This is a genomic window from Streptomyces sp. NPDC055099, assembly GCF_053607685.1.
In genome coordinates, this window is sequence record NZ_JBSGUA010000017.1 from 147,981 (window position 1) to 173,181 (window position 25,201).

The 25,201-nt window shown below is 70.2% G+C and carries 25 protein-coding genes and 1 tRNA gene; 17 read left to right on the forward strand and 9 right to left on the reverse strand.

Translation table 11 applies throughout. From position 1 onward, the window contains the following. The first annotated feature begins 80 nt into the window (after nt 1–80). The gene (locus ACWFRU_RS33965; protein ID WP_453691966.1) at nt 81–1,517 is read left to right on the forward strand and encodes an MFS transporter; all 1,437 of its coding nucleotides are present in this window, start codon (nt 81–83) and stop codon (nt 1,515–1,517) included. A gap of 373 nt (nt 1,518–1,890) precedes the next feature. On the opposite strand, the gene rarD is transcribed toward ACWFRU_RS33965, so the two are convergent. Together rarD and ACWFRU_RS33975 are read right to left on the reverse strand one after the other, a co-directional pair. Further along, nucleotides 1,891–2,874, reverse strand: a complete 984-nt coding sequence (gene rarD, locus ACWFRU_RS33970) for an EamA family transporter RarD (RefSeq protein WP_453692023.1) — start codon at nt 2,872–2,874, stop codon at nt 1,891–1,893. A gap of 211 nt (nt 2,875–3,085) precedes the next feature. Beyond that, nucleotides 3,086–3,946, reverse strand: a complete 861-nt coding sequence (locus tag ACWFRU_RS33975; protein WP_453691967.1) for an SDR family oxidoreductase — start codon at nt 3,944–3,946, stop codon at nt 3,086–3,088. 102 nt (nt 3,947–4,048) lie between these two features. Here ACWFRU_RS33975 and ACWFRU_RS33980 point away from each other — a divergent pair, with 102 nt between their 5' ends. Continuing rightward, the gene (locus tag ACWFRU_RS33980) at nt 4,049–4,420 is read left to right on the forward strand and encodes a winged helix-turn-helix transcriptional regulator (RefSeq protein ID WP_453691968.1); all 372 of its coding nucleotides are present in this window, start codon (nt 4,049–4,051) and stop codon (nt 4,418–4,420) included. A gap of 36 nt (nt 4,421–4,456) precedes the next feature. Here the strand turns inward: ACWFRU_RS33980 and ACWFRU_RS33985 are convergent, their stop codons facing one another. The 5 genes from ACWFRU_RS33985 to ACWFRU_RS34005 form a co-directional block, all read right to left on the reverse strand. Beyond that, nucleotides 4,457–5,554 carry a 2-oxoacid:ferredoxin oxidoreductase subunit beta gene (locus tag ACWFRU_RS33985; RefSeq protein ID WP_453691969.1) on the reverse strand — a complete coding sequence of 366 codons (1,098 nt, stop codon included), beginning with the start codon at nt 5,552–5,554 and terminating at the stop codon, nt 4,457–4,459. Next, a complete protein-coding gene (locus ACWFRU_RS33990) occupies nt 5,547–7,478 on the reverse strand; it encodes a 2-oxoacid:acceptor oxidoreductase subunit alpha (RefSeq protein ID WP_453691970.1) in 1,932 nt (643 codons plus the stop codon). Before ACWFRU_RS33990 ends, ACWFRU_RS33985 begins: the two co-directional genes overlap by 8 nt. A gap of 277 nt (nt 7,479–7,755) precedes the next feature. After that, on the reverse strand, nt 7,756–8,415 hold the full coding sequence (locus ACWFRU_RS33995) for a response regulator transcription factor (protein WP_363212881.1): 660 nt from the start codon (nt 8,413–8,415) through the stop codon (nt 7,756–7,758). A 213-nt stretch (nt 8,416–8,628) separates the two neighbouring features. Further along, complete coding sequence (locus ACWFRU_RS34000) at nt 8,629–9,987, reverse strand: sensor histidine kinase (protein WP_453691971.1); 1,359 nt, start codon at nt 9,985–9,987, stop codon at nt 8,629–8,631. Between the two features lie 134 nt (nt 9,988–10,121). Further along, nucleotides 10,122–11,393, reverse strand: coding sequence for a sensor histidine kinase (locus ACWFRU_RS34005; RefSeq protein WP_453691972.1), 1,272 nt, complete (start codon nt 11,391–11,393; stop codon nt 10,122–10,124). A 185-nt stretch (nt 11,394–11,578) separates the two neighbouring features. On the opposite strand from ACWFRU_RS34005, the gene ACWFRU_RS34010 reads away from it, so the two are divergent. The 13 genes from ACWFRU_RS34010 to ACWFRU_RS34070 all read left to right on the forward strand — a co-directional run bounded on the left by ACWFRU_RS34010 (nt 11,579) and on the right by ACWFRU_RS34070 (nt 23,455). Then, nucleotides 11,579–11,968, forward strand: a complete 390-nt coding sequence (locus ACWFRU_RS34010) for an NADH-quinone oxidoreductase subunit A (protein ID WP_160506614.1) — start codon at nt 11,579–11,581, stop codon at nt 11,966–11,968. After that, nucleotides 11,959–12,654 (forward strand): NADH-quinone oxidoreductase subunit B, encoded by a 696-nt coding sequence (locus ACWFRU_RS34015; protein WP_453691973.1) that lies wholly within the window; start codon nt 11,959–11,961, stop codon nt 12,652–12,654. The genes ACWFRU_RS34010 and ACWFRU_RS34015 overlap by 10 nt, the downstream gene beginning before the upstream one ends. Next, complete coding sequence (locus tag ACWFRU_RS34020; RefSeq protein ID WP_453691974.1) at nt 12,651–13,874, forward strand: NADH-quinone oxidoreductase subunit C; 1,224 nt, start codon at nt 12,651–12,653, stop codon at nt 13,872–13,874. Before ACWFRU_RS34015 ends, ACWFRU_RS34020 begins: the two co-directional genes overlap by 4 nt. Next, nucleotides 13,871–14,839: a complex I subunit 1/NuoH family protein gene (locus tag ACWFRU_RS34025; protein WP_453691975.1), complete on the forward strand. Its 969-nt coding sequence runs from the start codon at nt 13,871–13,873 to the stop codon at nt 14,837–14,839. The genes ACWFRU_RS34020 and ACWFRU_RS34025 overlap by 4 nt, the downstream gene beginning before the upstream one ends. Then, nucleotides 14,840–15,421, forward strand: a complete 582-nt coding sequence (locus ACWFRU_RS34030) for a NuoI/complex I 23 kDa subunit family protein (RefSeq protein WP_453691976.1) — start codon at nt 14,840–14,842, stop codon at nt 15,419–15,421. Beyond that, a complete protein-coding gene (locus ACWFRU_RS34035) occupies nt 15,418–16,020 on the forward strand; it encodes an NADH-quinone oxidoreductase subunit J family protein (protein ID WP_363212721.1) in 603 nt (200 codons plus the stop codon). The genes ACWFRU_RS34030 and ACWFRU_RS34035 overlap by 4 nt, the downstream gene beginning before the upstream one ends. After that, nucleotides 16,020–16,436 (forward strand): NADH-quinone oxidoreductase subunit NuoK, encoded by a 417-nt coding sequence (gene nuoK / locus ACWFRU_RS34040; RefSeq protein ID WP_453691977.1) that lies wholly within the window; start codon nt 16,020–16,022, stop codon nt 16,434–16,436. The genes ACWFRU_RS34035 and nuoK overlap by 1 nt, the downstream gene beginning before the upstream one ends. Further along, nucleotides 16,433–18,427 carry an NADH-quinone oxidoreductase subunit 5 family protein gene (locus ACWFRU_RS34045; RefSeq protein ID WP_453691978.1) on the forward strand — a complete coding sequence of 665 codons (1,995 nt, stop codon included), beginning with the start codon at nt 16,433–16,435 and terminating at the stop codon, nt 18,425–18,427. Before nuoK ends, ACWFRU_RS34045 begins: the two co-directional genes overlap by 4 nt. A gap of 6 nt (nt 18,428–18,433) precedes the next feature. Then, nucleotides 18,434–20,080, forward strand: coding sequence for an NADH-quinone oxidoreductase subunit M (locus ACWFRU_RS34050; protein WP_453691979.1), 1,647 nt, complete (start codon nt 18,434–18,436; stop codon nt 20,078–20,080). After that, a complete protein-coding gene (locus ACWFRU_RS34055) occupies nt 20,077–21,615 on the forward strand; it encodes an NADH-quinone oxidoreductase subunit N (protein WP_453691980.1) in 1,539 nt (512 codons plus the stop codon). The genes ACWFRU_RS34050 and ACWFRU_RS34055 overlap by 4 nt, the downstream gene beginning before the upstream one ends. A gap of 185 nt (nt 21,616–21,800) precedes the next feature. After that, nucleotides 21,801–22,664 carry a zinc metalloprotease HtpX gene (gene htpX, locus ACWFRU_RS34060; protein ID WP_363212716.1) on the forward strand — a complete coding sequence of 288 codons (864 nt, stop codon included), beginning with the start codon at nt 21,801–21,803 and terminating at the stop codon, nt 22,662–22,664. Continuing rightward, entirely contained in the window at nt 22,661–23,053 is a 393-nt protein-coding gene (locus ACWFRU_RS34065) for a YccF domain-containing protein (RefSeq protein WP_453691981.1), read from the forward strand. The genes htpX and ACWFRU_RS34065 overlap by 4 nt, the downstream gene beginning before the upstream one ends. 135 nt (nt 23,054–23,188) lie before the next feature. After that, entirely contained in the window at nt 23,189–23,455 is a 267-nt protein-coding gene (locus ACWFRU_RS34070) for a GlsB/YeaQ/YmgE family stress response membrane protein (protein ID WP_363212714.1), read from the forward strand. 146 nt (nt 23,456–23,601) lie between these two features. On the opposite strand, the gene ACWFRU_RS34075 is transcribed toward ACWFRU_RS34070, so the two are convergent. After that, nucleotides 23,602–24,090: a YajQ family cyclic di-GMP-binding protein gene (locus ACWFRU_RS34075; RefSeq protein ID WP_055564526.1), complete on the reverse strand. Its 489-nt coding sequence runs from the start codon at nt 24,088–24,090 to the stop codon at nt 23,602–23,604. A 202-nt stretch (nt 24,091–24,292) separates the two neighbouring features. Here ACWFRU_RS34075 and ACWFRU_RS34080 point away from each other — a divergent pair. Both ACWFRU_RS34080 and ACWFRU_RS34085 read left to right on the forward strand, forming a co-directional pair. Then, nucleotides 24,293–24,374 (forward strand) — tRNA-Tyr (locus ACWFRU_RS34080). Between the two features lie 69 nt (nt 24,375–24,443). Further along, entirely contained in the window at nt 24,444–24,686 is a 243-nt protein-coding gene (locus tag ACWFRU_RS34085; protein ID WP_453691982.1) for a hypothetical protein, read from the forward strand. A gap of 45 nt (nt 24,687–24,731) precedes the next feature. On the opposite strand, the gene ACWFRU_RS34090 is transcribed toward ACWFRU_RS34085, so the two are convergent. Further along, on the reverse strand, nt 24,732–25,109 hold the full coding sequence (locus tag ACWFRU_RS34090) for a nuclear transport factor 2 family protein (protein WP_453691983.1): 378 nt from the start codon (nt 25,107–25,109) through the stop codon (nt 24,732–24,734). Between the last annotated feature and the right edge of the window lie 92 nt (nt 25,110–25,201).

Below are 25,201 nucleotides of genomic sequence, written 5' to 3' on the forward strand. Positions count from 1 at the left end.
GAGTGGTTACAAGAGGGAACCGACCCCCGCGTGAGTAACCGGGGGTACTCGCCCGCATCTCGCCCACAAGGAGTCCCACCATGGGTGCACGAGCCTGGGCCCTGCTGCTCGTCCTCTGCGGGACGATCTTCTTGGAGGGCATCGACGTCGCGATGCTCGCGATCGCGATCCCGGCGATCCGAGCCGACCTCGGCCTGACGACCGGCACCGCGGCATGGGTCATGAGCGCCTACGTCCTCGGGTACGCGGGCTTCACCCTCCTCGGCGGCCGGGCGGCCGATCTGCTGGGCAGGCGGCGGATGTTCCTCCTCTGGCTCGGTGTCTTCCTGGCCTTCTCCGGGCTCGGCGGCCTCGCCACCGAGGGCTGGATGCTGATCGTCGCCCGCTTCGTGACCGGGCTCTCCGCGGCCTTCATGACGCCGGCCGCGATGTCGATCATCACCACTTCGTACGCGGAGGGCCCTGAGCGCAACAAGGCGCTGCTCGTCTTCGCCGGCACCTCCGCGGGCGGCTTCTCGCTCGGCCTGGTCGCCGGCGGACTGCTCACCGAACTCGACTGGCGGTGGGTGTTCTTCGCGCCGGTGCTCCTCGCGGCCGGGATTCTCGCGGCGGCGGTCCGCTTCATCCCGGCGGAGGCGGTGCCCGTGCGGCGCGCTCGCGGACTCGGCGGCTTCGACCTGCCGGGGGCGGCGGCCGCCGCGGGGGCGATGCTGCTGCTCGCCTACGGCGTCGTGCGGCTCGAACACGGGCTCGCGGGCTGGCCGTTGACGGCCGGTGCGGCGGCGGCCGGGGTACTGCTCGGCCTCGCGTTCGTGGGGATCGAGCGGCGGACCCGCGAACCGCTGGTGCGGCTCGGGATCTTCCGTACGGGGACCGTGGTGCGGGCGGCGCTGGGGGCGCTGCTTTTCGTCGGGGCGTACATGGGCTTCCAGTTCGTCCTGACGCTGTACCTCCAGGAGCTCCGCGGCTGGTCGTCCCTGCAGACCGCCCTCGCCCTGGTGGTCATGGGCATCGACGTGATCCTGGCGCCGACGCTGACTCCGGTGCTCGTCACGCGGTACGGCCACGCCCGGGTGATCCTCTGCGGGTTCCTGCTGGCGACCGTGGCGTACGTGCTCTTCCTGCCGGTCGGCATGGACTGGACGTACGCGGCGATGTTCCCCACGTTCCTCCTCGCGGGCACCGCCTTCGCGCTCGCCCTGGGCCCGCTGATGATCGCGGCGACGGACCGCGTGGCCGAGGAGGAGCAGGGCCTGGCGGGCGGGGTGCTCCACACCGGCCTGCAGTTCGGCGCGGCGATCGGCATCTCGGGCGTGACGGCGGTACACGGCCTGGCCCTCTCCGGCACCGACCCGGCCTCGCCCCTCACCGCCTTCCGCACGGCCCTGACGGTCCCGGTGACGATGACACTCCTGGGCGCCCTCATCACGGCATACGGCCTACGAGTCCGAGCCCCGGCCGGCCGGCCCGTAGCGGAAAGCCAAAAGCCCACGCGGCGGACGGGGCTGCCCCGCTAGGGCCGCGAGGAACGGCGCGCGCAACCACGAAGCACCCGCACAATTCAACGCCGGGGGCCGCCCCGTTAGGGGCGCGGGGAACGGCGCGCGCAACCACGAAGCACCCGCACAATTCAACGCCGGGGGCCGCCCCGTTAGGGGCGCGGGGAACGGCGCGCTCAGTCACGAAGCACCCGCAGAAAACAACGCTGGGGCCGCCCCCTTAGGGGCGCGGGGAACGGCGCGCTCAGCCAAGAAGCACCCGCAGAAAACAACGGCGAAGGCCCCGCCAAGGGGCGCGGGGAACTGCGCGACCAGCCACAACCCACCCGCAGAAAGCACCCCGCAAAGAGCCCCCCCCACAAAGCCCCCCCCGCAGCCCGCAGGGCAACGCTCAGACCGCAGACCCCTCCCGCCCCGCCGAGGAAGCAGCAGGACTCATAGGCTCAGTCTCCCGCCCCGCAACAGGGGCGGACGAAGAGCCAGAAGCAGACGCAGACGCAGAAGCAGACGCAGAAGCAGACGCAGCCCCCGCCACAACCCGCCCCGCATTACGCCGCGCGGAGCGAACCGCCTCCCAGGTCAGCAAAGTCAACGCCAGCCACACAAGCCCGAACCCGGCCCACCGCTCAGGCGGCATCGCCTCATGGAAGTAGAGAATTCCGAGCAGGAACTGGAAGACGGGCGCGAGGTACTGCAACATCCCCAGCGTCGCCAGCGGCACCCGAATCGCCGCGGCCCCGAAGCAGACCAGCGGTATGGCGGTGACCAGACCGGTCGCCGCGAGAAGCGCCGCGTGCCCGAAGCCCTCCGCCCCGAACGTCGCGTCACCCCGCACCCCGAGCCACACCAGGAACCCGACCGCGGGCAGGAACTGGATCGCGGTCTCGGCGGTCAGCGACTCGAGTCCACTGAGCCCGACCTTCTTCTTCACCAGGCCGTACGTCGCGAAGGAGAAGGCGAGGCAGAGCGAGATCCACGGCGGCTGCCCGTACCCGAAGGCGAGTACGAGGACCGCCGCGAGGCCGACGGCGACGGCCGCCCACTGCACGGGCCGCAACCGCTCGCCGAGAAGCAGGACGCCCATCGCGATGGTGACCAGGGGGTTGATGAAGTAGCCGAGGGAGGCCTCGACGACGTGGCCGGAGTTCACGGCCCAGATGTAGACGCCCCAGTTGATCGTGATGACCGCCGCGGCGATCGTCACGAGGCCCAGCTTGCGGGGCTGCCGGATGAGCTCACCGGCCCACGCCCAGCGCCGCACGAGCAGCAGGGCGATGCCGACCACGACGAGCGACCAGGCCATCCGGTGCGCGAGGATCTCACCCGCCCCGGACGGCTTGAGCAGGGGCCAGAAGAGGGGCACGAGGCCCCACATCCCGTAGGCCGCGAAGCCGTTCAGCAGCCCTATGCGCTGCTCGCTCTTCGACTGCTCGGCTGCGGCGGCGTCCACGGCCCCTCCTTGGTGCAAGGCAGCCCCACGCTGCCCTCAGAAGGTAGCGGCCCGGACACCCCCGTGTCATGCCCGTCTCGCAAAAACGGTCATGACCTCCATCGCCCCCGCCCCCCATACGCCCGCAGCTCGGCCCTCAGCCCTTGAGAGCCGCCGAGATCGCCTCAGCGACAGGCGTCGTAGGCCGCCCGATGAGCCGGGCCAGATCACCGCTCGTACCGGCCAGCAGCCCCCGCTCGATCGCGGCGTCCACGTCCACGAGGATCGCGGCGAACTGCTCGGGAAGACCCGCGCCGGTCAGGATCGCGAGGTTCTCCTCGGCGGAGACGTTCGCGTACGAGATGTCCTTGCCGCTCTGCCGGGCGACCTCGGCGGCGTACTCGGCCAGGCTCCACGCGACATCGCCGCTCAGCTCGTACGCCTTGCCCTCGTGGCCCTCGCCGGTCAGTACGGCGACGGCGGCGGCCGCGTAGTCGGCGCGCGAGGCGGAGGCGACCCTGCCCTCGCCCGCGGAGGCGACGACGGCGCCGTGCTCCAGGACGGGGGCGAGGTTGGCCGTGTAGTTCTCGTGGTACCAGCCGTTGCGCAGGAACGTGTGCGGAAGCCCGGATTCCAGGATGAGCCGCTCGGTCTCCTTGTGCTCGGCCGCGAGGTCGAAGTCGGCGTCGGGCCCGCCGAGGACCCCGGTGTACGCGAGGAGCGCGACGCCCGCCGTACGGGCCGCGTCGATCACCGCCGCGTGCTGCGGCACGCGCCGCCCGACCTCGCTGCCGGAGATCAGCAGCACCCTGTCGCCCGCGGCGAAGACGCCGGCCAGGGTCTCGGGCGCGCTGTAGTCCGCGACCCGCAGCTCCACGCCGCGCGCGGCGAGATCGGCGGCCTTCTCCTTGTCGCGGACGACGGCGGCTATCTGCCCGGCGGGCACCTGCGCGTCGAGCAGCCCGTCGATGACGAGACGGCCGAGGTGTCCGGTGGCTCCGGTGACGACGATGCTCATGTCTGGAATCTCCCTTTGGGCGTGGTTCTGTGCGGTTCTGACAGTGAGCCTACGTCGGGCGCTAACTATTGGAAAGTACCCACTTTGAAGTAAGGTACTGGCATGGCAGTAAGCAACTGGAACCTCGGGGACGAGGGAATGTGCCCGCAGCGCCTCGTCCTGGAGCACGTCACGAGCCGCTGGGGAGTACTCGTCCTGATCGCCCTGGACGAGCGCTCGTACCGCTTCAGCGAGCTGCGCCGGGCGCTCGGCCGGGTCAGCGAGAAGATGCTGACGCAGACCCTGCAGACCCTGGAACGCGACGGCCTCGTGCACCGCGACGCCAAGCCGGTCATCCCGCCGCGCGTCGACTACTCCCTCACCGAGCTGGGCCGCGAGGTCGGCACGCAGGTCCGGGCGCTCGCCGAGTGGACCGAGCGGCGCCTGCCGGACGTACAGGAAGCACGCGAGGCATACGACGAAGCCCGGTCCTGAAGGATCAGAACCGGGCCTCGGGAAAAGCGAGTTGAGTCAGCCGACGACGGTCCACGTGTCGCCGCCCGCGAGCAGCGCGGCCAGGTCGCCCTTGCCGTTCTGTTCGATGGCGCTGTCGAGCTGGTCGGACATGAGGGTGTCGTAGACCGGGCGCTCGACGTCGCGGAAGACGCCGATCGGGGTGTGGTGCAGGGTGTCCGGGTCGGCGAGGCGGGAGAGCGCGAACGCCAGCGTCGGCGAGGTCGAGTGCGCGTCGTGGACCAGAATCTGGGACTCGGTCTCAGGAGTGACCGGGACAACCTTGAGATCGCCGGTCGCCGCGTCGCGTACGACGCCCTTGGAGCCGAGGCCGCTTTCCAGGGGAGCCCCGAAGCGGATCGGCTGCCCGTGTTCCAGGCGGATGACCGCCTCCTCGGCCTGCTGCTTGTCCTTGAGGACCTCGAAGGCGCCGTCGTTGAAGATGTTGCAGTTCTGGTAGATCTCCACCAGCGCGGTGCCGGGGTGCTCGGCGGCCTCGCGCAGCACCGAGGTGAGGTGCTTGCGGTCGGAGTCCACGGTCCGCGCCACGAAGCTCGCCTCCGCGCCGATCGCGAGTGAGACCGGGTTGAAGGGCGCGTCCAGGGAGCCCATCGGCGTCGACTTGGTGATCTTGCCGACCTCGGAGGTCGGGGAGTACTGGCCCTTGGTCAGGCCGTAGATCCGGTTGTTGAACAGCAGGATCTTCAGGTTGACGTTGCGGCGCAGGGCGTGGATGAGGTGGTTGCCGCCGATGGACAGCGCGTCGCCGTCTCCGGTGACCACCCACACGCTCAGGTCCCGCCGGGAGGAGGCGAGTCCGGTGGCGATGGCCGGGGCGCGGCCGTGGATGGAGTGCATCCCGTAGGTGTTCATGTAGTACGGGAAGCGGCTGGAGCAGCCGATGCCCGACACGAAGACGATGTTCTCCTTGGCCAGGCCGAGTTCGGGCATGAAGCCCTGCACGGCGGCCAGAACGGCGTAGTCACCGCAGCCGGGGCACCAACGCACCTCCTGATCGGACTTGAAGTCCTTCATGGATTGCTTGGCCTCGGCCTTGGGCACCAGAGAAAGCGCTTCGATCGTGCTCCCGGTGCCTTCGGTCTTCGTGTCAGCCATTGATGGCCTCCTTGAGAGCCGTGGCGAGCTGCTCGGCCTTGAACGGCATTCCATTGACCTGGTTGTACGAGACCGCGTCCACGAGGTACTTGGCGCGGAGGAGCGTGGCGAGCTGCCCGAGGTTCATCTCGGGAACCACCACCTTGTCGTAACGCTTCAGGACCTCGCCCAGATTCCGCGGGAAGGGGTTGAGGTGGCGCAGATGGGCCTGCGCCACGCTCTCGCCGACCGCCCGCAGCCGGCGTACCGCCGCGGTGATGGGCCCGTAGGTCGAACCCCAGCCCAGGACAAGCAACTTGGCGTCGCCGCCCGGGTCATCGACAGTGACGTCCGGGACCTGGATGCCGTCGATCTTGGCCTGGCGGGTGCGGACCATGAAGTCGTGGTTGGCCGGGTCGTACGAGATGTTGCCGGTGCCGTCCTGCTTCTCGATGCCGCCGATGCGGTGTTCGAGGCCGGGCGTGCCGGGGATCGCCCAGGGGCGGGCCAGGGACTGCGGGTCGCGCTTGTAGGGCCAGAAGACCTCGGTGCCGTCGTCCTCGGTGTGATTGGGCCCCGAGGCGAACTGCACGCGCAGGTCGGGGAGTTCGTCGGTGTCCGGGATGCGCCAGGGCTCGGAGCCGTTGGCCAGGTAGCCGTCGCTCAGCAGGAACACCGGGGTGCGGTAGGTGACCGCGATCCGTGCCGCCTCAAGCGCCGCGTCGAAGCAGTCCGCCGGGGTCCTGGGCGCCACGATCGGCACCGGAGCCTCGCCGTTGCGCCCGAACATGGCCTGCAGCAGGTCGGCCTGCTCGGTCTTGGTCGGCAGACCCGTCGAGGGACCGCCGCGCTGGATGTCCACGATCAGCAGCGGCAGCTCAAGCGAGACCGCGAGACCGATCGTCTCCGACTTCAGCGCCACACCGGGCCCCGAGGTCGTGGTCACCGCGAGCGAGCCGCCGAACGCCGCGCCCAGCGCCGCCCCGATGCCCGCGATCTCGTCCTCGGCCTGGAAGGTGCGCACACCGAAGTTCTTGTGCTTGCTCAGCTCGTGCAGGATGTCCGAGGCCGGCGTGATCGGATACGAGCCCAGGTAGAGCGGCAGATCCGCCTGCCGGCCCGCGGCGATCAGCCCGTACGAGAGAGCCAGGTTCCCCGAGATGTTGCGGTAGGTGCCGGTCGGGAAGGCCTGGGCGGCGGGAGCGACCTCGTACGAGACCGCGAAGTCCTCGGTCGTCTCGCCGAAGTTCCAACCGGCGTGGAAGGCCGCGATGTTGGCCTCGGCGATCTCCGGCTTCTTGGCGAACTTCGTCCGCAGGAACTTCTCCGTGCCCTCGGTCGGCCGGTGGTACATCCACGACAGCAGACCCAGCGCGAACATGTTCTTGCTGCGCCCCGCGTCCTTGCGCGAGAGGTCGAACTCCTTGAGCGCCTCGACCGTCAGCGTCGTCAGCGGCACCGGGTGGACGCTGTAGCCGTCCAGCGAACCGTCTTCCAGCGGCGAGACCTCGTACCCGACCTTCTGCATCGCCCGTTTGGAGAACTCGTCCGTGTTGACGATGATCTCCGCGCCGCGCGGCACATCGGCGATGTTCGCCTTCAGCGCGGCCGGGTTCATCGCGACCAGGACGTTCGGCGCGTCGCCCGGCGTGAGGATGTCGTGGTCGGCGAAATGCAGCTGAAAGGAGGAGACACCCGGCAGTGTCCCGGCAGGAGCACGGATCTCGGCGGGAAAGTTCGGCAGTGTCGAGAGGTCGTTCCCGAAGGACGCCGTCTCCGAAGTGAACCGGTCACCGGTGAGCTGCATGCCGTCACCCGAGTCACCCGCGAAGCGGATGATCACCCGGTCCAGACGGCGTACATCCTTCTCACCAGCATGCTTGCGCTGCTCTCCGACGACTGCCCCATCGGCCTGCTCGGCTGGGCTACTGACCTGGCTGGTCACTGAACTGGACCTCCCTCGGGCGGCTGAGCGGGAAGGGCTGGGCGACCGGCCTTCCCAAGGCCCACCCTACGTCTGTAAGGGTCGCCTTCCTGGGGTTGATCGCATGACGGACGCACTTTTGAGACGCTGAAATGCCCCGTTTCGTCATGGTCTGCCTCGCCCTCCGGCCCGTCATGGAAGACGCCCCCCACTCATCCTTTGGTTCTAGGACTGTTCTCCGTGCTCGTGCGGTGTGCGGTTGCTGTTGTTGTCAAATAGCTGACAGGGTGTCAGATTGCTAGGAGTTGAGGTAGGTGAGAACCGCCAGCACACGCCGGTGGTCCCCGTCGCTCTGGGAGAGCCCCAGCTTCAGGAAAATGTTGCTGACGTGCTTCTCGACCGCGCCGTCACTCACCACCAACTGCCGTGCCACCGCCGAGTTCGTCCTGCCCTCGGCCATCAGACCGAGTACCTCGCGTTCGCGGGGAGTAAGCCCCGCGAGGACGTCCTGCTTGCGGCTGCGGCCGAGCAGTTGCGCCACGACCTCCGGGTCGAGCGCCGTGCCGCCCTCCGCGACACGCACCACCGCGTCCACGAACTCGCGCACCTCGGCGACCCGGTCCTTGAGCAGATAGCCGACGCCACGGCTGGACCCGGCGAGCAGCTCGGTGGCGTACTGCTCCTCGACGTACTGGGAGAGGACGAGCACCCCGAGCCCCGGGAACTGGTGGCGCAGGTGCACCGCGGCCCGCACCCCCTCGTCGGTGTGCGTCGGCGGCATCCGCACGTCGGCGACGACCACGTCGGGCAGCGCGCCCGCGGCGGAGAGGTCGTTGATCGTCTTGATCAGCGCGTCCGCGTCGCCGACCCCCGCGACGACGTCGTGCCCGCGGTCGGTCAGCAACCGGGTCAGGCCCTCCCTGAGCAGCACCGAATCCTCGGCGATGACGACCCGCACTTTGTCCTCCACGTTCACGGCCCCCCGGCATATGTGGTTCTTGTAGTCCCCCGGCACCTCAGTATCGCGCGTACGAACGCCGGCGAAGGGCGTAACGGCGTTCGTGGGCAACCGCTTGCTCGTGTCCGCCCGTCGCGGGCACGGCAGCACCCACCCGGCCTCCCCGCGCTGCGGGGGCGACCGGGTGGGTGAGCGCGGAGGGAGATCCGCGGGCTACGCCCGCCAGGGCAGCTCGGCCGTCACCGTCGTGGGCCCGCCCACCGGCGAGTCCACGACCAGGATTCCGTCGACCGCGTCGAGCCGCTCGGCGAGCCCGGCAAGCCCGGAGCCACCGGTCACGTCCGCGCCCCCCGCGCCGTCGTCGGTGACCTGGAGCATCAGCCGGTCCTCGACCTGCCACACGTCGACCGAGCCGTGGGACGCCCGCGCGTGCTTGCTGATGTTCTGCAGGAGCTCGGAGACCGTGAAGTACGCGATGCCCTCGATCGCGGCGGCAGGTCGCGCGGGCAGATCCACCTCGACCTGGACCGGAACCGTGCACCGGGCGGCGAGCGCGGAGAGCGCCGCGTCCAGGCCGCGGTCGGTCAGGACCGCCGGGTGGATGCCGCGGGCCAGGTCGCGCAGCTCCTGGAGGGCCACCTTCACCTCGCCGTGCGCCTCGCCCACCATGCGCGCCGCGGCCTCCGGGTCCTCGGTCAGCTTCTCCTTGGCCAGACCCAGGTCCATGGCGAGCGCCACCAGGCGGGCCTGCGCCCCGTCGTGCAGGTCACGCTCGATGCGGCGCAGGTCGGCGGCGGCCGTGTCGACCACGACACCGCGGTCCGACTCCAGCTCGACGACGCGCGTCGCCAGGCTCGACGGGCCGAGCAGACCGGCCACCATCACGCGGTCGACGGTGGTCAGGGCCCGGATGATCCAGGGCGTGGCGAGCGTGACGAGCAGGCCGGTGAGGGCGGTGACGCCGATCTCGAAGGGGTTGTCCAGGTAGATCTGGTGACCGTTGTCGCGGTAGAGCTGGATGCCGCCCTGGCCGCCGTAGATCGGGAAGAGCCACTGCCACAGCGGGTACGTGAGCATCGCCCAGCCGTACGTCCAGAAGACCACCGACACGGTGAAGGAGAAGACCGCCCAGGGCATGTGGAGAATGGCGTAGAGGACGTGCCGCCAGGAGACGCCGCTCTTGAGCACGGCGCCCATCCACGCCATGGGCCCGCCGCCGTTCTTGGGCCGCAGCGGCTCGGGGTTGGCCACCTCGACGTCCAGGAGCGCCCGCGCCCGCACCCGTTCGAGCGAGCCGAAGCCGCGGCAGGCGGCGAGCCCGGCGGCGAGCACGGGGATGCCGATGAACGTGATCAGCAGCCCGGCGCCGACCGACAGCATCGTGACCGCGAACGTGAACGTGACGATGCTGATCGGCAGGCTGAGCAGCACATAGCCGAACTCCTTCCAGGCGCGGGCCTCGATCGGCGCCCGCAGCCCGGCGGGGAGACGGCGCCGCCGGTCGTCGAGGTCGGATCCCCGGAACTCCGAACGTTCCATGCGTCCGTACTCCTGTCCGTACTCCGTGGCCATCGGTGTCGTCCGTTTCTGCTCGGTCGTGCGGTGCTTCTCGGGTCACGCGCTGGTTCGGCGTCGTATCTCAAGAGTGCTGGCCGCGGCTGATCCGGACCATGTGGTGCGTAGGTGTCTTCGGCCGGGGGTTTTCCCTACCCCCGGGCCGGCTGGGCCGTCTGGTCCCGGTCCTGGCCCCGGTCCTGGTCCCGGTCGCGCCACGGCAGTTCCGCCGTGATCGTCGTGGGGCCGCCCTCCGGGGACTCGATCACGAACAGGCCGTCGACCGCGCCGAGCCGGTCCGCGAGCCCCGCCATGCCCGAGCCCCCGTCCAGCTGCGCGCCGCCCCTGCCGTCGTCCCACACCTGGATGAGCAGCCGCTGGTCGGCACGCCACACGTCCACGGACGCCGTACGGGCCCCGCTGTGCTTGCTGACGTTCTGCAGGAGCTCGGAGACCGTGAAGTACGCGATGCCCTCGATCGCGGCGGCCGGGCGCGCCGGCAGATCGGCGGTCACCTTCACCGGGACCGTGCACCGCGAGGCCACCGAGGACAGCGCCGCGTCCAGGCCGCGGTCGGTCAGGACCGCCGGGTGGATGCCGCGGGCCAGGTCGCGCAACTCCTGGAGGGCGAGCTTCACCTCGCCGTGCGCCTCGTCGACCATCGCCGCCACGGTGTCGTCGGCCTGGCCCTCCAGGAGCTTCTCCTTGGCCAGGCCGAGCCCCATGGCGAGCGCCACCAGGCGGGCCTGCGCCCCGTCGTGCAGGTCGCGCTCGATGCGCCGCAGGTCGGCGGCGGCGGTGTCGACGACGACACCGCGGTCCGACTCCAACTCCACGATGCGCCGCTCCAGTTCGTCGGAGGGCGAGAGCAGCCCGCGCGCCATCGCGCGGTCGGCGTTCGTCAGGCCGCGCACGATGTAGGGGAGCACCGGCCAGAGCACGAAGAGCCCGGTCAGGGCGACGGCGAAGGTCACCACGCCCCAGGGCAGCCGCATGAACGAGTACAGCATCGTGCGCCACCCGACCGGGTCCTTCAGGCTCGACCACAGCCAGCTGAAGAAACCGTGCCCCCGCTGCTTGGGCATCGGGCTCGGCTCGTCGATCCGCAGCCCGAGCAGTTTGCGCGCCCGCGCCCGCTCCGCCCTGCCGATCAGCCGGGCGCCGAGCAGCGCGCCCGCGAGAAGCGGCAGGCCGACGACCGTCACGGCGAGACCGCCGCCGGCGGCGAGCGTCACGACCACGTAGACGAAACCGGCCACGCCGATCGGCAGGTTGGCGAGGAGATGCGCGATCTCCTTCCAGGTCTGCGCGTCGTACGCCGCGAAACGGGCGGGCGGCGGCGGGGACGGCGGCTGCGGTGGGTACGCCGGAGACGTGGGCGGGTACGCCGGAGACGTGGTCGAGGACATGGCGCGTGCGGTCATATGCGCCAGAGTGCACGGCCCGACGCCGGGATGCCATGAGGAGGACCGCCAGGACTCCCGGGGGATAACCCCACCCGATGCGTGACGCTCTGCTTACCTCGCCTTTAGCAGGCCCTAGACTCCCGTGCGTACAGATCGTCGAACAGTGCTGGGTGTCAGAGGCGGTCAGGGAGTGAGGGGCTGACGTGCACGTGACGAACGTCGCGGCGAGCTACTACCAGTCGTACTCCGTCGTCGGACTGCTCGCCGTCGTCGGCGTGCTGTTCGTCGCCGTCGCCTTCGGCGCGGGACGGCTGCTCAGGCCCGTCGTGCCGACACCCGAGAAGCTCCTGACGTACGAGTGCGGCGTCGACCCGGTCGGCGAGGGCTGGGCACATACCCAGGTCCGCTACTACGTCTACGCGTTCCTCTACGTCATCTTCGCCGTCGACTCGATCTTCCTCTTTCCCTGGGCGACGGTCTTCGCCGCGCCCGGCTACGGTGCGACGACGCTGGTGGAGATGTTCGTCTTCCTCGGCTTCCTGACCGTGGGCCTGCTGTACGCATACAAGAAGGGCGTCCTCACATGGACGTGACCCCGGAGCGTCCTCGCACGGACGTGACCCCGGAGCCCGTGCTCCTGCCCGAGCCGACCGTGCTGTCCACGCCGCTGTCCGCGCCCGAGCCGCAGAAGCTCGGCGTGCTCTCGCGGCTGGCCCCCGAGCCGATGAAGGTGGTCCTCAACTGGGGCCGCCGGTACTCGTTGTGGGTCTTCAACTTCGGCCTCGCCTGTTGCGCCATCGAGTTCATCGCCGCCTCCATGGCCCGGCACGACTTCATCCGGCTCGGCGTGATCCCGTTCGCGCCCGGCCCGCGCCAGGCCGACCTGATGGTCGTCTCCGGCACGGTCACGGACAAGATGGCCCCGGCCGTGAAGCGCTTGTACGAGCAGATGCCCGAGCCGAAGTACGTCATCTCCTTCGGCGCCTGTTCCAACTGCGGCGGTCCCTACTGGGATTCGTACGCGGTGACCAAGGGCGTCGACCAGATCATCCCGGTCGATGTGTACGTACCCGGCTGCCCGCCCCGGCCCGAGGCGCTGCTCCAGGGCATCCTCAAGCTCCAGGAGAAGATCGCGACGGAGTCGCTGGGGGAGCGGTACGGCAAGGGGGGCAATGGAAATCGGCCTTCGGCGGCGGCCTTGCAGAGCGGGCTCGTGAAGCCGCCGGTGCCGGCCTCCGGCGCCGACTCTGGCTCTGGCTCTGGGGAGGGGAAGGCATGACCGGCTGGCTGCCGAGCCCCGTCGAGGAGCTCTTCGGCGCCGAGGCCACGGCGGAGGATTCGTACGACCTCCTGACGGTCGACGTCCCGCCGGGCTCCTGGATCGCGGCGCTCGAAACCGCGCGCACGACGCTGACCTGCACTTACTTCGACTGGCTGAGCGCCGTCGACGAACCCGGCACGGGCTTCCTCGTCTCGGCCCACGTCGTCGCGCTCTCTCCCGTGCGCCGCCTCCTCATCCGTACGACCGTTCCGCACGAGGCCCCGGTCCTGCCGACCGCGGTCGACGTCTACGCGGGCGCGGCTTGGCACGAGCGCGAGACGCACGAGATGTTCGGCGTCGCTTTCGAGGGCCACCCGCACCTGGTCCCGCTGCTGTTGCCGGACACCTTCGAGGGACACCCCCTGCGCAAGGACTTCGTCCTGGCGGCGCGGGTCGCGAAGGCGTGGCCGGGCGCGAAGGAGCCGGGGGAGTCGGAGCACGGTGGTCCCAAGCGCCGCCAGATGCTTCCTGCCGGCGTACCCGACCCGAACGAATGGGGCCCCCTCAAGGGCCAGCTCCCGGCGGCCCCGGCCCGCCCGGCCCGCGGCGCCGCCCGCGCGGCGGGCGACCGGCCCGTACGCCGGACGCGCACGGCGGGGGAGGGCTCGGCCAGCCAGGCGACGCAGGCAACGGGCGCACAGCCGGAGGCGCCGGCACCGCGGCGTTCGCGGAGTGTGAGCCAGGGGTCGGCTTCGCAGCGACCGGAGGGGCCGGCCGCTCCCACACCCGAGACGAAGCCGGAAGCTGCTCCGGCACCGCAGACGAAGCCGGAAGCTGCTCCGGCACCGCAGACGAAGCCCGAAGCTGCTCCGGCACCGCAGACCAAGCCCGCGTCACCCGCGGCCGCTTCCGACGCTCCGTGGCACCAGGCCCGCCCGGCGTTCGAGGCGAGCGAGAAGCCGACTCCGGCCACGGAAGCCGAAACCGGCACCGGTACCAGCACTGACCCTGGCGGCACCGCAACTGCCAAGCCTGAGCCCGGCGTGCCTGAGCCCGCCGCGCCTGAGCCGGCCGAGCCTGAGTCGGCCGCGCCCGAGCCCGCCGCGCCCGAGTCGGCCGCGCCCGAGCCCGCCGCGCCCGAGCCCATCAAGCCCGAGCCTGCCGTGCCTGAGCCCGCCAAGCCCGACCCCACCAAACCCAGCCCCGCCAAACCCGACCGCCCAGGAGGCTCGGAGTGACCGACGTGCTCGACGTCGCCCTGCGTCTCCTCGTCGTCTTCGCCGTGTTCCTCGTCCTGCCCCTGGTCATCGGCCAGACCGAGCACAAGGTGATGGCGCACATGCAGGGCCGCCTCGGTCCCATGTACGCGGGCGGCTTCCACGGCTGGGCCCAGCTCGTCGCCGACGGAGTCAAGTTCGCGCAGAAGGAAGACGTCGTACCGGCCGAAGCCGACCGCCGCATCTTCCAGCTCGCCCCCGCCATCGCCCTGCTGCCGTACCTCCTCGTTCTGATCGCCATCCCCATCGGCCCGAGCGAAGGCGCCGTCGGCCAACTCGTCGACGCGGGCATCTTCTTCGTGCTCGCGGTCATGGGCGTAGGCGTACTCGGCTCGCTCATGGCGGGCTGGGCGAGCGCCAACAAGTTCTCCCTCCTCGGCGGCCTGCGCACCGCCGCCCAGCTCCTGGCGTACGAACTCCCGATGCTGCTCGCCGCGGCCTCGGTCGCGATGGCCGCCGGGACGGTCTCGCTGCCCGGCATCCTGAACGCCTTCGAGTGGTGGTGGCTGCCCTGGCAGATCGTCGGCGCCCTCGTCTTCTTCGTGGCGGGCCTCGCCGAACTCCAGCGCCCGCCCTTCGACATGCCGGTCGCCGACTCGGAGATCATCTTCGGTGCCTACACCGAGTACACCGGCCTGCGCTTCGCCCTCTTCCTCCTCGCCGAGTACGCCGGAATCGTCGTCCTCTGCGGCCTCACCACCGTCCTCTTCCTCGGCGGCTGGCACGGCCCCTGGGGTGCCGACGGTCTCGGCTGGGTCTGGACCCTCCTGAAGACCGGCGTCCTCGCCTTCGTCGTGATCTGGCTGCGCGTCAGTTACCCCCGTCTCCGCGAGGACCAGCTCCAGAAGCTCTCCTGGACCCTCCTCGTCCCGCTCGCCCTCGCGCAGATCGCGCTCACCGGAATCGTGAAGGTGGCGATCAACTAAATGGCTCCGATCCCTGGCAGCGGCCTCGCCAAGGGCCTCGCCGTCACCCTCCGCACGATGACGAAGAAGACCGTCACCGAGCAGTACCCGGAGCACCAGCCCGAACTGCCGCCCCGCACCCGGGGTGTCATCGGGCTCTTCGAGGAGAACTGCACGGTCTGCATGCTCTGCGCCCGTGAGTGCCCGGACTGGTGCATCTACATCGACTCGCACAAGGAGACGGTCCCGCCGGCCGTCGAGGGCGGCCGCGAGCGCAGCCGCAACGTCCTCGACCGCTTCGCCATCGACTTCTCCCTCTGCATGTACTGCGGCATCTGCATCGAGGTCTGCCCCTTCGACGCACTGTTCTGGTCCCCGGAGTTCGAGTACGCCGAGACCGACATCCACGAACTCACCCACGAGCGCGACAAGCTCCGCGACTGGATGTGGACGGTCCCGGCCCCGCCCGCCCTGGACCCCGCGGCCGAGGAACCCAAGGAGATCGCCGCGGCCCGCAAGGCGGCGGAGAAGCTGGCCGCGGCGCAGGAAGCCGAAGCCGCCGCCCAGGAAGCCGAAGCCGCCGGCCCGGAGGCATCCCAGTGAACCTCGCCGCCAACGCCCCCCAAGGCTTCCTCTCCCCGACGGGAGTGGAGATCGCCTTCCTCCTGGTCGGCCTCGTCACCCTCGGCTCGGCGATCGTCACCGTCACCACGAAGCAGCTGGTGCACGCCGCCCTGTGGCTCGTGGCGACGCTCGGCGGCCTGGCCGTCGAGTACCTCCTGCTCACCGCCGAGTTCATCGCCTGGGTCCAGGTCCTGATCTATGTCGGCTCCGTCGTCGTCCTCCTCCTGTTCGGTCTGATGCTCACCAGGGCCCCCATCGGCCGTTCCCCGGACGCCGATTCGGGCAACCGCCCGGTCGCGCTCGCGGTGGCCGTCCTCGCCGCGGCCGCCCTGGTCTGGGTCGTCGTCGACGCCTTCCGGACGACCTGGATCGACCTCGACCGCGCCGCCGACGAGGCCCAGGGCTCCACCGCGGTGACCGGAAAGTTCCTCTTCCAGCACTGGGTACTGCCTTTCGAGGCGCTCTCGGTCCTGCTCCTGGCCGCCCTGGTCGGCGCGATCGTCCTCTCCCGCAGGAATGCCCGCATGACCCGCCTGAACGGCGACACCGGCACTACCGGCGACAAGGAGCAGCGCTGATGCACCTCGCCTACCCCGCCGTCCTGGCCGCCCTCCTCTTCTGCGTGGGCCTGTACGGAGTGCTCGCCCGGCGCAACGCGATCCTGGTCCTGATGTCCGTCGAGCTCATGCTCAACGCCGTCAACCTCAACCTGGTCGCCTTCGACGTCTGGCTCCGCGACGCCCTCCACTCCGGCCAGGCCCTGACCCTCTTCACCATCGCCATCGCCGCCGCGGAGATCGGCATCGGCCTCGCGATCGTCCTGGCCGTCTACCGCAACCGCGGCTCCTCCGCCGTCGACGACCTCCGCGACACCGCCGAGGGCCCCGACGACGACCCCGGGGACGACCCCGGGGACGCCGAGGGCGCCGCCGGTGAAGAGCCCGCCCCGGCCAAGTCCTCGCAGAAGTCGCAGAAGGCTGAGGCCACCGCGTGACCACGACCACCCTCGCCGTACTCGTCCCCCTCCTGCCGTTCCTCGGCGCGGTCGCCGGCCTGCTGCTCGGCCGCACCGTCCCCGGTCTCGTGCGCCCCCTCGCGGTACTGCCCACCGTGGCGGCGCTGATCATCGCCGTCATGGTCGCCGCCCGCCACGGCGGCGGCAACGACATCGACTCCGCCACCGAGCTCACCCCGACCGGCTCGGTCCCCATCGAACTCGCCCTGCACATCGACGGCTTCGCCGCCCTCGTCGCCGTCCTGGTCGGCCTCGTCGCCTCCTGCGTGCAGATCTACTCGACGGGCTACCTGCGCGACGACCCGCGCTATCCCTCGTACGCCGCTCTCGTCTCCCTCTTCACCTCCGCGATGCTGCTCGTCGTCTACTCCGGCGACCTGATGGTGCTCCTGGTCGGCTGGGAGATCATGGGCATCTGCTCGTACTTCCTCGTCGGCCACTACTGGGAGACGCCCGAAGCCCGCGCTGCCTCCCTCAAGGCCTTCCTGGTCACCAAGCTCGGCGACGTCCCCTTCCTGATCGGCCTGTTCGCGCTCGCCGTCGACGCCGGGTCGTTCCGCATCACGACGATCCTCGGGACGGTCGCGGGCGGCGGCCTCGACCACCCGACGCTGATCGCCCTGCTGCTCCTCGCCGGTGTGGCGGGCAAGTCCGCGCAGTTCCCGCTGCACACCTGGCTGCCCGACGCGATGGCGGGCCCCACCCCGGTCTCCGCGCTCATCCACGCCGCGACGATGGTCGCCGCCGGTGTCTACTTCGTCGCCCGGCTCCTCCCGGTCTTCGCCGCCTCCTCGGCGGCGCTGGTCGTCCTCGCCGTCATGGCCGCCGTCACGATGGCGGGCTCGGCCCTCGCCGCGCTCGCCCAGGACGACATCAAGCGCGTCCTCGCGTACTCGACGATCGGCCAGCTCGGCTATCTGACCGGCGCCCTCGCCGTCGGCGACCGCGGTGCCGCCGTCTTCCATCTCCTCTCGCACGGCGCCTTCAAGGCGCTCCTCTTCCTCGGCGCCGGCGTGATCATCCACGCCGCCGGCACCAACTCCCTCGCCGCCATGTCCCGCATGAAGGGCCTGCGCGACCGGGTCCCCGACGCCTTCTGGACGATGACCGTGGCGCTCCTGGCGCTCGCCGCGATCCCGCCCTTCAGCGGCTTCTTCTCCAAGGAAGCCGTCCTGGGCGCCGCCGAACACGCGGCCACCGGTCACTCCGAGACCGCCCCCACCGCGGCGGGCTGGATCGTCCTGGTCGCCGGTCTGCTGACCGCCCTCCTCACCGCCGCCTACGCGACGCGTCTGTGGCTGCTCGCCTTCAACGGCCAGGGCCCCCAAGCCCCGGACCACGGCCGTCAGCCGGTCACCATGACCGCCGTGCTCTGGGTGCTCGCCGTCCCCTCACTCGCCTTCGGCCTCACCGTCGGCGTCCTGCCGGACTGGTTCGACGGGCACGCGCTCACCCCGACCCTCACCACCTCCGTCCTCGGCACGGGACTCGCGCTCGTCGGCGGGCTCGTCACGTACGGAGCGTGGCGTCACACCACGGCGCTCGCCGCCCGCCACCCGATGGGCGCGGTCGCCGCCGACGCGGGAGCCGACGGAGGTCTGGTCGAAGCCGAGGCCATCGCCTCGCACGCCCCTGCCTACGGAGACGTGGCCGCCGCTCACGACCCGGCCGACCCCGGCCGCCTCCTGCTCGGCCCGCTGCACCGGCACGCCGCCGTCGGCTTCCACCTCGACGCCGTCTACGCCGCCCTGTTCGTGCGCCCCGTCCAGGCCGCCGCACGCCTCGTCCGGTTCCTCGACCGCGAGGTCGTCGACACGTACGTACGCGCCGCGGGCACCGCACCCCGCTGGCTCGGCGCGGCCGTCCGCCGCGCGCAGACCGGAAACGTGCAGACCTACCTGAGCGCGCTGCTCGCAGGCACCGTCGTCCTGGCTGTCGCCGCCGTCCTCGTCGCCACCGCCGGAGCGTGAGCAGCCGTGATCGATATCAGTGAATCCGTGATGCAGCTTCTTCTCGCGTTGATCGTGGTCGGCCCGCTCATCGGTGCCGTGGCGGCTCTCCTGCCCGCCCCGCCCGGACTGAAGGGGAAGTCACCCGACCAGGCCGTGCTGCGCCACGGCGTGTTCGTCACCGGCGCGATCCTCATCGCGGCGATCGTCCTCGCGCTCGGCTTCGACCATCCCCAAGCTCTCGACTCCGCTCGAGCAGGGGAGGCCCCAACCCACCCGTCAAAGATGCAGGCCACGACCGATATCAGCTGGATTCCCGCACTCGACGTGCGCATCCACCTCGGCATCGACGGCATCTCGCTCCCCCTCCTGGTCCTGACCGCGCTGCTGACCTTCCTCTGCGCGCTGTACTCCTACTTCAAAATGCCGATCGGGCCGTCCCCCAAGGCATTTGTGGCGCTGATCCTCGTGCTCGAGTCCGGCACCCTCGCGACCTTCGCCGTCCTCGATCTGCTGCTGTTCTTCCTGGCGTTCGAGATGGTCCTCATCCCGATGTACTTCCTCATCGCACGGTGGGGCGGCGCCCAACGCACGCAAGCGGCTTGGAAGTTCATCCTCTACACGCTTCTCGGCTCCGTCGTGATGCTGCTAGGCCTCCTCCTCATCGGCCTCAAGTCCGGCACATTCGACATGGTGGCACTCGCCACTGACAACGGCTCTCGGCTGAGTACATCCGTGCAGGTCATCGCCGTTCTGGCGGTCGGGATCGGGCTCGCGGTCAAGACGCCGATGTGGCCGCTGCACAGCTGGCTGCCGGACGCGCACACCGCCGCGCCCACCGTCGGCTCGGTCCTGCTGGCCGGCGTGCTGCTGAAGATGGGCACGTACGGTTTCGTCCGGATCCTGCTGCCGATCGCGCCCGACGGGATGCAGACCTTCGCGCCGTACCTCGCGGCCTTCGCCGTCGTCGGGATCATCTACGGTTCGCTCGCCTGCCTCGCGCTCGCCAAGCAGGGCGCGAAGGGCGACCTCAAGCGCCTCATCGCGTACTCGTCCGTGGGCCACATGGGCTTCGTGCTGCTCGGCATCTCGACGATGAGCCCGACCGGCGTGAACGGCGCGCTGTTCGCCAACATCGCGCACGGCCTCATCACCGGCCTGCTGTTCTTCCTCGTCGGCGCGCTGAAGGACCGCACCGGCACCAGCGACCTCGACACCCTCGCGCAGGAATCGGGCGCCGCGCTCTACGGCAAGGCGCCCCGCCTCGGCGGCCTCCTCGCCTTCGGCGCCGTCGCCTCGCTCGGCCTCCCGGGCCTCGCCGGGTTCTGGGGCGAGATGCTCGCCCTGTTCGGCGCGTTCAAGCCCGCCGAAGGACTCAGCCGCCCGGCCTTCCTCACCTTCATGGCGATCGCCGCCGTCGGCACCCTGCTCACCGCCGCGTACATGCTCATCGTCGTACGCCGCGTCTGCATGGGCCCGATGCCCCAGGGGTCCCAGGTGCCCCAGGGCGCCGACGAGACCGGCACCCCGGCGCTCGCCGACGTCCAGGGCTACGAGTTCGCCGCCTGGACCCCGCTCGTCGCCCTCACCGTCCTCGCCGGACTCTGGCCCGCCGCTCTGCTCGGCCTCACCGACCCGGCCGTGCAGCAGCTCCTCTCAGGAGGCAAGTCGTGACCGTGGCCGCCGAAAGCGCCGCCGGCGTCGTCCAGTCCGTCGACTGGCTCGCGATCGCTCCGCCCACCATCACGGCGGTCGTCGGACTTCTGGTGCTTGTCGCCGACCTCTTCGTGGGCGACAAGAAGAAGGCGCTGCTCGGCTGGGTCTCCGTGGCAGGTCTCGCCGCGGCCGCGCTCTCCCTGCTGCCGATCGTGAACGACGACCGGTCGACCTTCTGCCTGACCGGTGGCGCCCAGGCCTGCAGCTACACCGCCGACCGCTTCACGCTCGTCATCCAACTGCTCGTCATCGGCGGCGCCTTGCTGGCGGCGCTGCTCTCGATCAGCACACTCAAGGACGCGAACGGCACGGAGAAGGAACTCCCCGAAGGGGAGTTCTGGTTCCTGCTGCTCTCCTCCGCCGCGGGTGCCGCGCTGCTGCCCGCCTCGCGCGACCTCGCCACGCTCATCGTCGCCCTCGAAGTCGCCTCCCTGCCCGCCTTCGCGCTCGTCGGCCTCAGGTACGGCGACAAGCGGTCCTCCGAAGCGGCGCTGAAGTTCTTCCTCTCCTCCGTCACCGCGACCGCCGTGACGCTGATGGGCGTCAGCTTCGTGTACGCAGCGACCGGCACCATGCACCTCACGGAGATCGCCGAAGAGCTCCAGCACGTCGACGGACAGCTGGACACGCTCGCCCAGACCGGCGTCGCCCTCACCCTCGTCGGCTTCGCCTTCAAGGTGGCCGCCGTGCCCTTCCACTTCTGGGTGCCCGACACCTACGTGGGCGCGCCCTTGCCCGTCGCCGCGTATCTCTCCGTCGTCGGCAAGGCGGTCGGCTTCACCGGCCTGATCCTCGTCACCGTCGTCGCCTTCCCCTCGTACGCCGACGTGTGGGGCCCGGCGCTCGCCGTGCTGGCCGCCCTCACCATGACCGCGGGCAACGTGGCGGCGCTGCGCCAGCAGGCCACGCGCGCGTACAGCGCGGTACGTCTGCTCGCCTGGTCCTCGGTCGGCCAGGCGGGATACCTCCTGGTGCCGATCGCCGCCGCCGGATACGCCGACAACCCCGCCGAGGCCGAGAAGGCCGTCGGCTCCACCGTGGCGTACGCCCTGATGTACGCGGCCGTGAACCTCGGGGCGTTCGCCGTCGCCGCGCTCGTCGGCCGGACGCAGCGCCTGAACCGTGTCAGCGACTACCGCGACCTGTACGCGAGGAGCCCCCTCGCGGCCTTGGTGCTCGGCTTCTTCCTGCTCTGCCTCGCGGGCCTGCCGCCGGGCATCATCGGCCTCTTCGCGAAGGTCACCGTCTTCTCGGCGGCGGTCGGCGCGGGCCTCGGCTGGCTCGCCGTGGTGATGGCCGTGAACGTAGTGATCGCGCTCTTCTACTACCTCCAGTGGACCGCGCTGCTGTTCCGCGCCCCCGAGGGCGAGCCGGCCAAGCACCGCGTCCCGGCCCCCCTGACGGCGGCCATCGCCCTCACCGCGGTCCTCGGCATCGCGCTCTCCGGAGCGCCGCAACTCGTCCTGAGGTTCTCCGACACCGGCCTCTTCTGACAGGCCCTCTTCTTTGTGGGCCGCTCGGGCATCACCCGAGCGGCCCACACCGCTGCCGCGCCGCTCCTGCGCGCACAAGGGAACTAGTGCTCCCCGCCTGGCGTTGACCAGTACGGGAGGGTCCACTGAAGAGTGGAAGCACCAGCAGACAGAGGGTTCCCCCACGCACCACAGGAGGGCGTACCGTGCACCGCCGGCACAACGGGCTGAAGACCGCCGTACTCCTCGGGGGACTGTCCGCTCTCATCCTCGTCATCGGCAGTTTCTTCGGGCGTACGGGCTTGATCGTCGCGCTCTTCGTGGCGCTCGGCACCAACGCGTACGCGTACTGGAACAGCGACAAGCTCGCCCTGCGCGCCATGCGCGCACGCCCGGTGAGCGAATTCGAGGCACCACAGCTCTACCGCATGGTCCGCGAGCTCTCGACACAGGCCCGCCAGCCCATGCCCCGCCTCTACATCTCGCCCACGGAGGCGCCGAACGCGTTCGCGACGGGCCGCAACCCCCGCAACGCGGCGGTGTGCTGCACCGACGGCATCCTGCGCCTCCTGGACGAGCGCGAGCTGCGAGGCGTCATCGGCCACGAGCTCAGCCACGTCTACAACCGCGACATCCTGATCTCGTCGGTCGCCGGCGCGCTCGCCTCGGTGATCATGTTCCTGGTCAACTTCGCCTGGCTGATCCCGATCGGCAGGTCGAACGACAACGAAGGCCCCGGCATCTTCGGCATGCTCCTGATCATGCTCCTCGGCCCGCTCGCGGCTTCCATCATCCAGCTCGCGATCAGCCGCTCCAGGGAGTACGAGGCCGACGCGTCCGGCGCGCAGCTCACCGGGGACCCCCTGGCCCTCGCGAGCGCCCTGCGCAAGCTCGACGCGGGGACGAAGCAGCTTCCGCTGCCGCCCGAGCCACGCCTCGAGACGGCAAGTCACATGATGATTGCGAACCCTTTCCGTCCGGGGCAGGGCATGTCCAAGATGTTTTCCACGCATCCGCCGATGGCGGAGCGCATTGCCCGGCTCGAGCAGATGGCAGGTCGCCAACAGTGAAGACAATCCTGAACGTCATTTGGCTCGTCCTGTGCGGCTTCTGGATGTTCCTCGGCTATCTCCTGGCGGGGGTGCTCCTGTGCATCACGATCATCGGGATCCCCTTTGGCGTCGCGAGCTTCCGCATCGGCCGCTATGCCCTGTGGCCCTTCGGCTACACGACAGTTGAGCGCCGCGACGCGGGCGCGCCGTCCTGCGTCGTGAACGTCCTGTGGCTGATCCTCGCGGGCTGGTGGCTCGCGCTCGGCCACATCGTGACCGGCGTCCTCCTGTGCGTCACGATCATCGGCATCCCGCTGGGCGTCGCCAACTTCAAGCTGATCCCGGTGTCGTTGATGCCGCTCGGCCGCGAAATCGTGCGTACGGACCAGCCGTTCGCCGCGCGCTGACGCACCCTTTGGGCCGTGCCGCACCGCGGCGCGGCCCTCGTGTGTCCTACACCGCATCACGCTGACCACCGCAACCGCGCCCCGCTCCCGTGACGTCCTCCAGGACAACAGCACGAAGAGGGGCAGGTACACCGCATGGGCATCATCAGCTGGATCGTTCTGGGGCTGATCGCCGGTGTCGTCGCCAAAATCCTGCTGCCCGGCCGGGACCCGGGTGGCTTCATCGGCACGACCGTCATCGGCATCGCGGGCGCCTTCATAGGCGGCTGGATCTCCGCCCGCTATCTCGACCGGCCCATAGCCACCGACGTCTACGACGGCGCCACCTGGGCGGCGGCGATCGGCGGCTCACTGGTCCTGCTCGTCGCCTACCGCATCCTCTTCGGCCACTCGCGTCGCTGAGCCACCCGCGCCCCCGAGGCGCCGGTCCCCCGATCTGCGGCCAGCAGCAAGGGCGGGCACCCCAAGAGGGTGCCCGCCCTTCGGCGTCGTACGACGAGCGGCCGGCAGGAGCGACCAGCAGTACTTACTGGCGCACTCACCGGCAATCAGCGGTAGTTGACGAACTGCACCGCGAAGTCGAAGTCCTGCCCCTTGAGCAGCGCCTGTACGGCCTGCAGGTCGTCGCGGCTCTTCGAGCTGACCCGCAACTCGTCGCCCTGGACCTGCGCCTTGACGCCCTTGGGGCCCTCATCGCGGATGATCTTGGCGACCTTCTTCGCGTTCTCCTGGGAGATGCCCTCTTCGATCGAGGCGAAGATCTTGTACTCCTTGCCCGACAGCTGCGGCTCGCCCGCGTCCAGCGACTTCAGCGAGATGCCGCGCTTGATCAGCTTGGACTGGAAGATGTCGAGGATCGCCTTGACCCTCTCCTCACCGTTCGCCTCCATCAGGATCTTCTCGCCGGACCAGGCGATGGAGGCGCCCGTGCCCTTGAAGTCGTAGCGCTGCGAGATCTCCTTGGCGGCCTGGTTGAGGGCGTTGTCGACCTCCTGCCGCTCGACCTTCGAGACGATGTCGAAACTGGAGTCGGCCATGTCCTGTGGCTCCTTGTATCGGGGTCTGCGTACTCGGCTGGTGCACGGCCTTCGGTCCCTGGCCGCACCCGCAAAGCCTAGCCACCGCCCTCGTGCCGGGGGCCGATCAATCGGGTGGCGAAGCACCCCTGTCCATCAGGTATCGTTTACGTCGTTGCCACGGAGCGCCGCCCCACAGCGGATGTTTCCAGGCAGCGACCCAGGCGGTGTGCCCGAGCGGCCAAAGGGAGCAGACTGTAAATCTGCCGGCTCAGCCTTCCCAGGTTCGAATCCTGGCGCCGCCACACGAAGGAGACCCTCTCCGGTCTTGCGGAAACGCAAGGCGGAGGGGGTCTTTTCGTACGCTGAGGAGCATGTCGTCGATGCCAGCCATGCCCTCCTCGTCGCGCCGCAGGAACTGTCCCGAGTGCCGCCGTGAGATCGCGGTCGTCGCGGGACGGTTCGCCCGGCATGATCCGCCGGGCTCGGGCCCGCGCGGCAGCGGTGACCTCGTCTCGTGCCCCGGCTCGCGCAGGCAGGCCATGCTGGGCGCCGCACAGCCCGCTCTGGACGGTTACGCGGTCCCGGACTTCCCCGGGCAGCTTCCGCTGTTCTGAGGCGCTCCCACGGGCCTCCAGGGCGTCCGGCGCGGGACGAGGCGGTCAGCGCTGCCGTACGTCCATCCGGCTCACCAGACCGTCCTCGCGGAACGTGTAGACGTGCTCGACCGTCGTCGGCGCCCAGTGGTCGCCCGTCTCGTCCCGCAGCCCCGGCCGCACCGTCGCCACGACCCGCCGGCCGTCGTCGTCGAGCCGCAGCCGCTCCAGGTGCACCAAGGGGTGCATCACCGCGAACTGCCGTGCCCAGTAGGCGCGGACCGCCGCGATGCCCCGGGCGCGGGTGTTGTCCAGGAGATTCGGCCAGTCAACGTCGGGTGCCAGGGACCGCGCGATGAACGCGTCGCGCTCTTCGGTACCGAAGACGGCGTACATCTGCCGCAAGAGGGCTTCCTGCGCGGCGGGCACATCGGAAGCAGACATGGCGTTCCTCACGTAGGCAGTGCCTCCAGCCAAGCACTGCCCCGCGCGCGGGACATCCCTCAGAGGGCCGACATCTCGCCGTCAGAGGACAG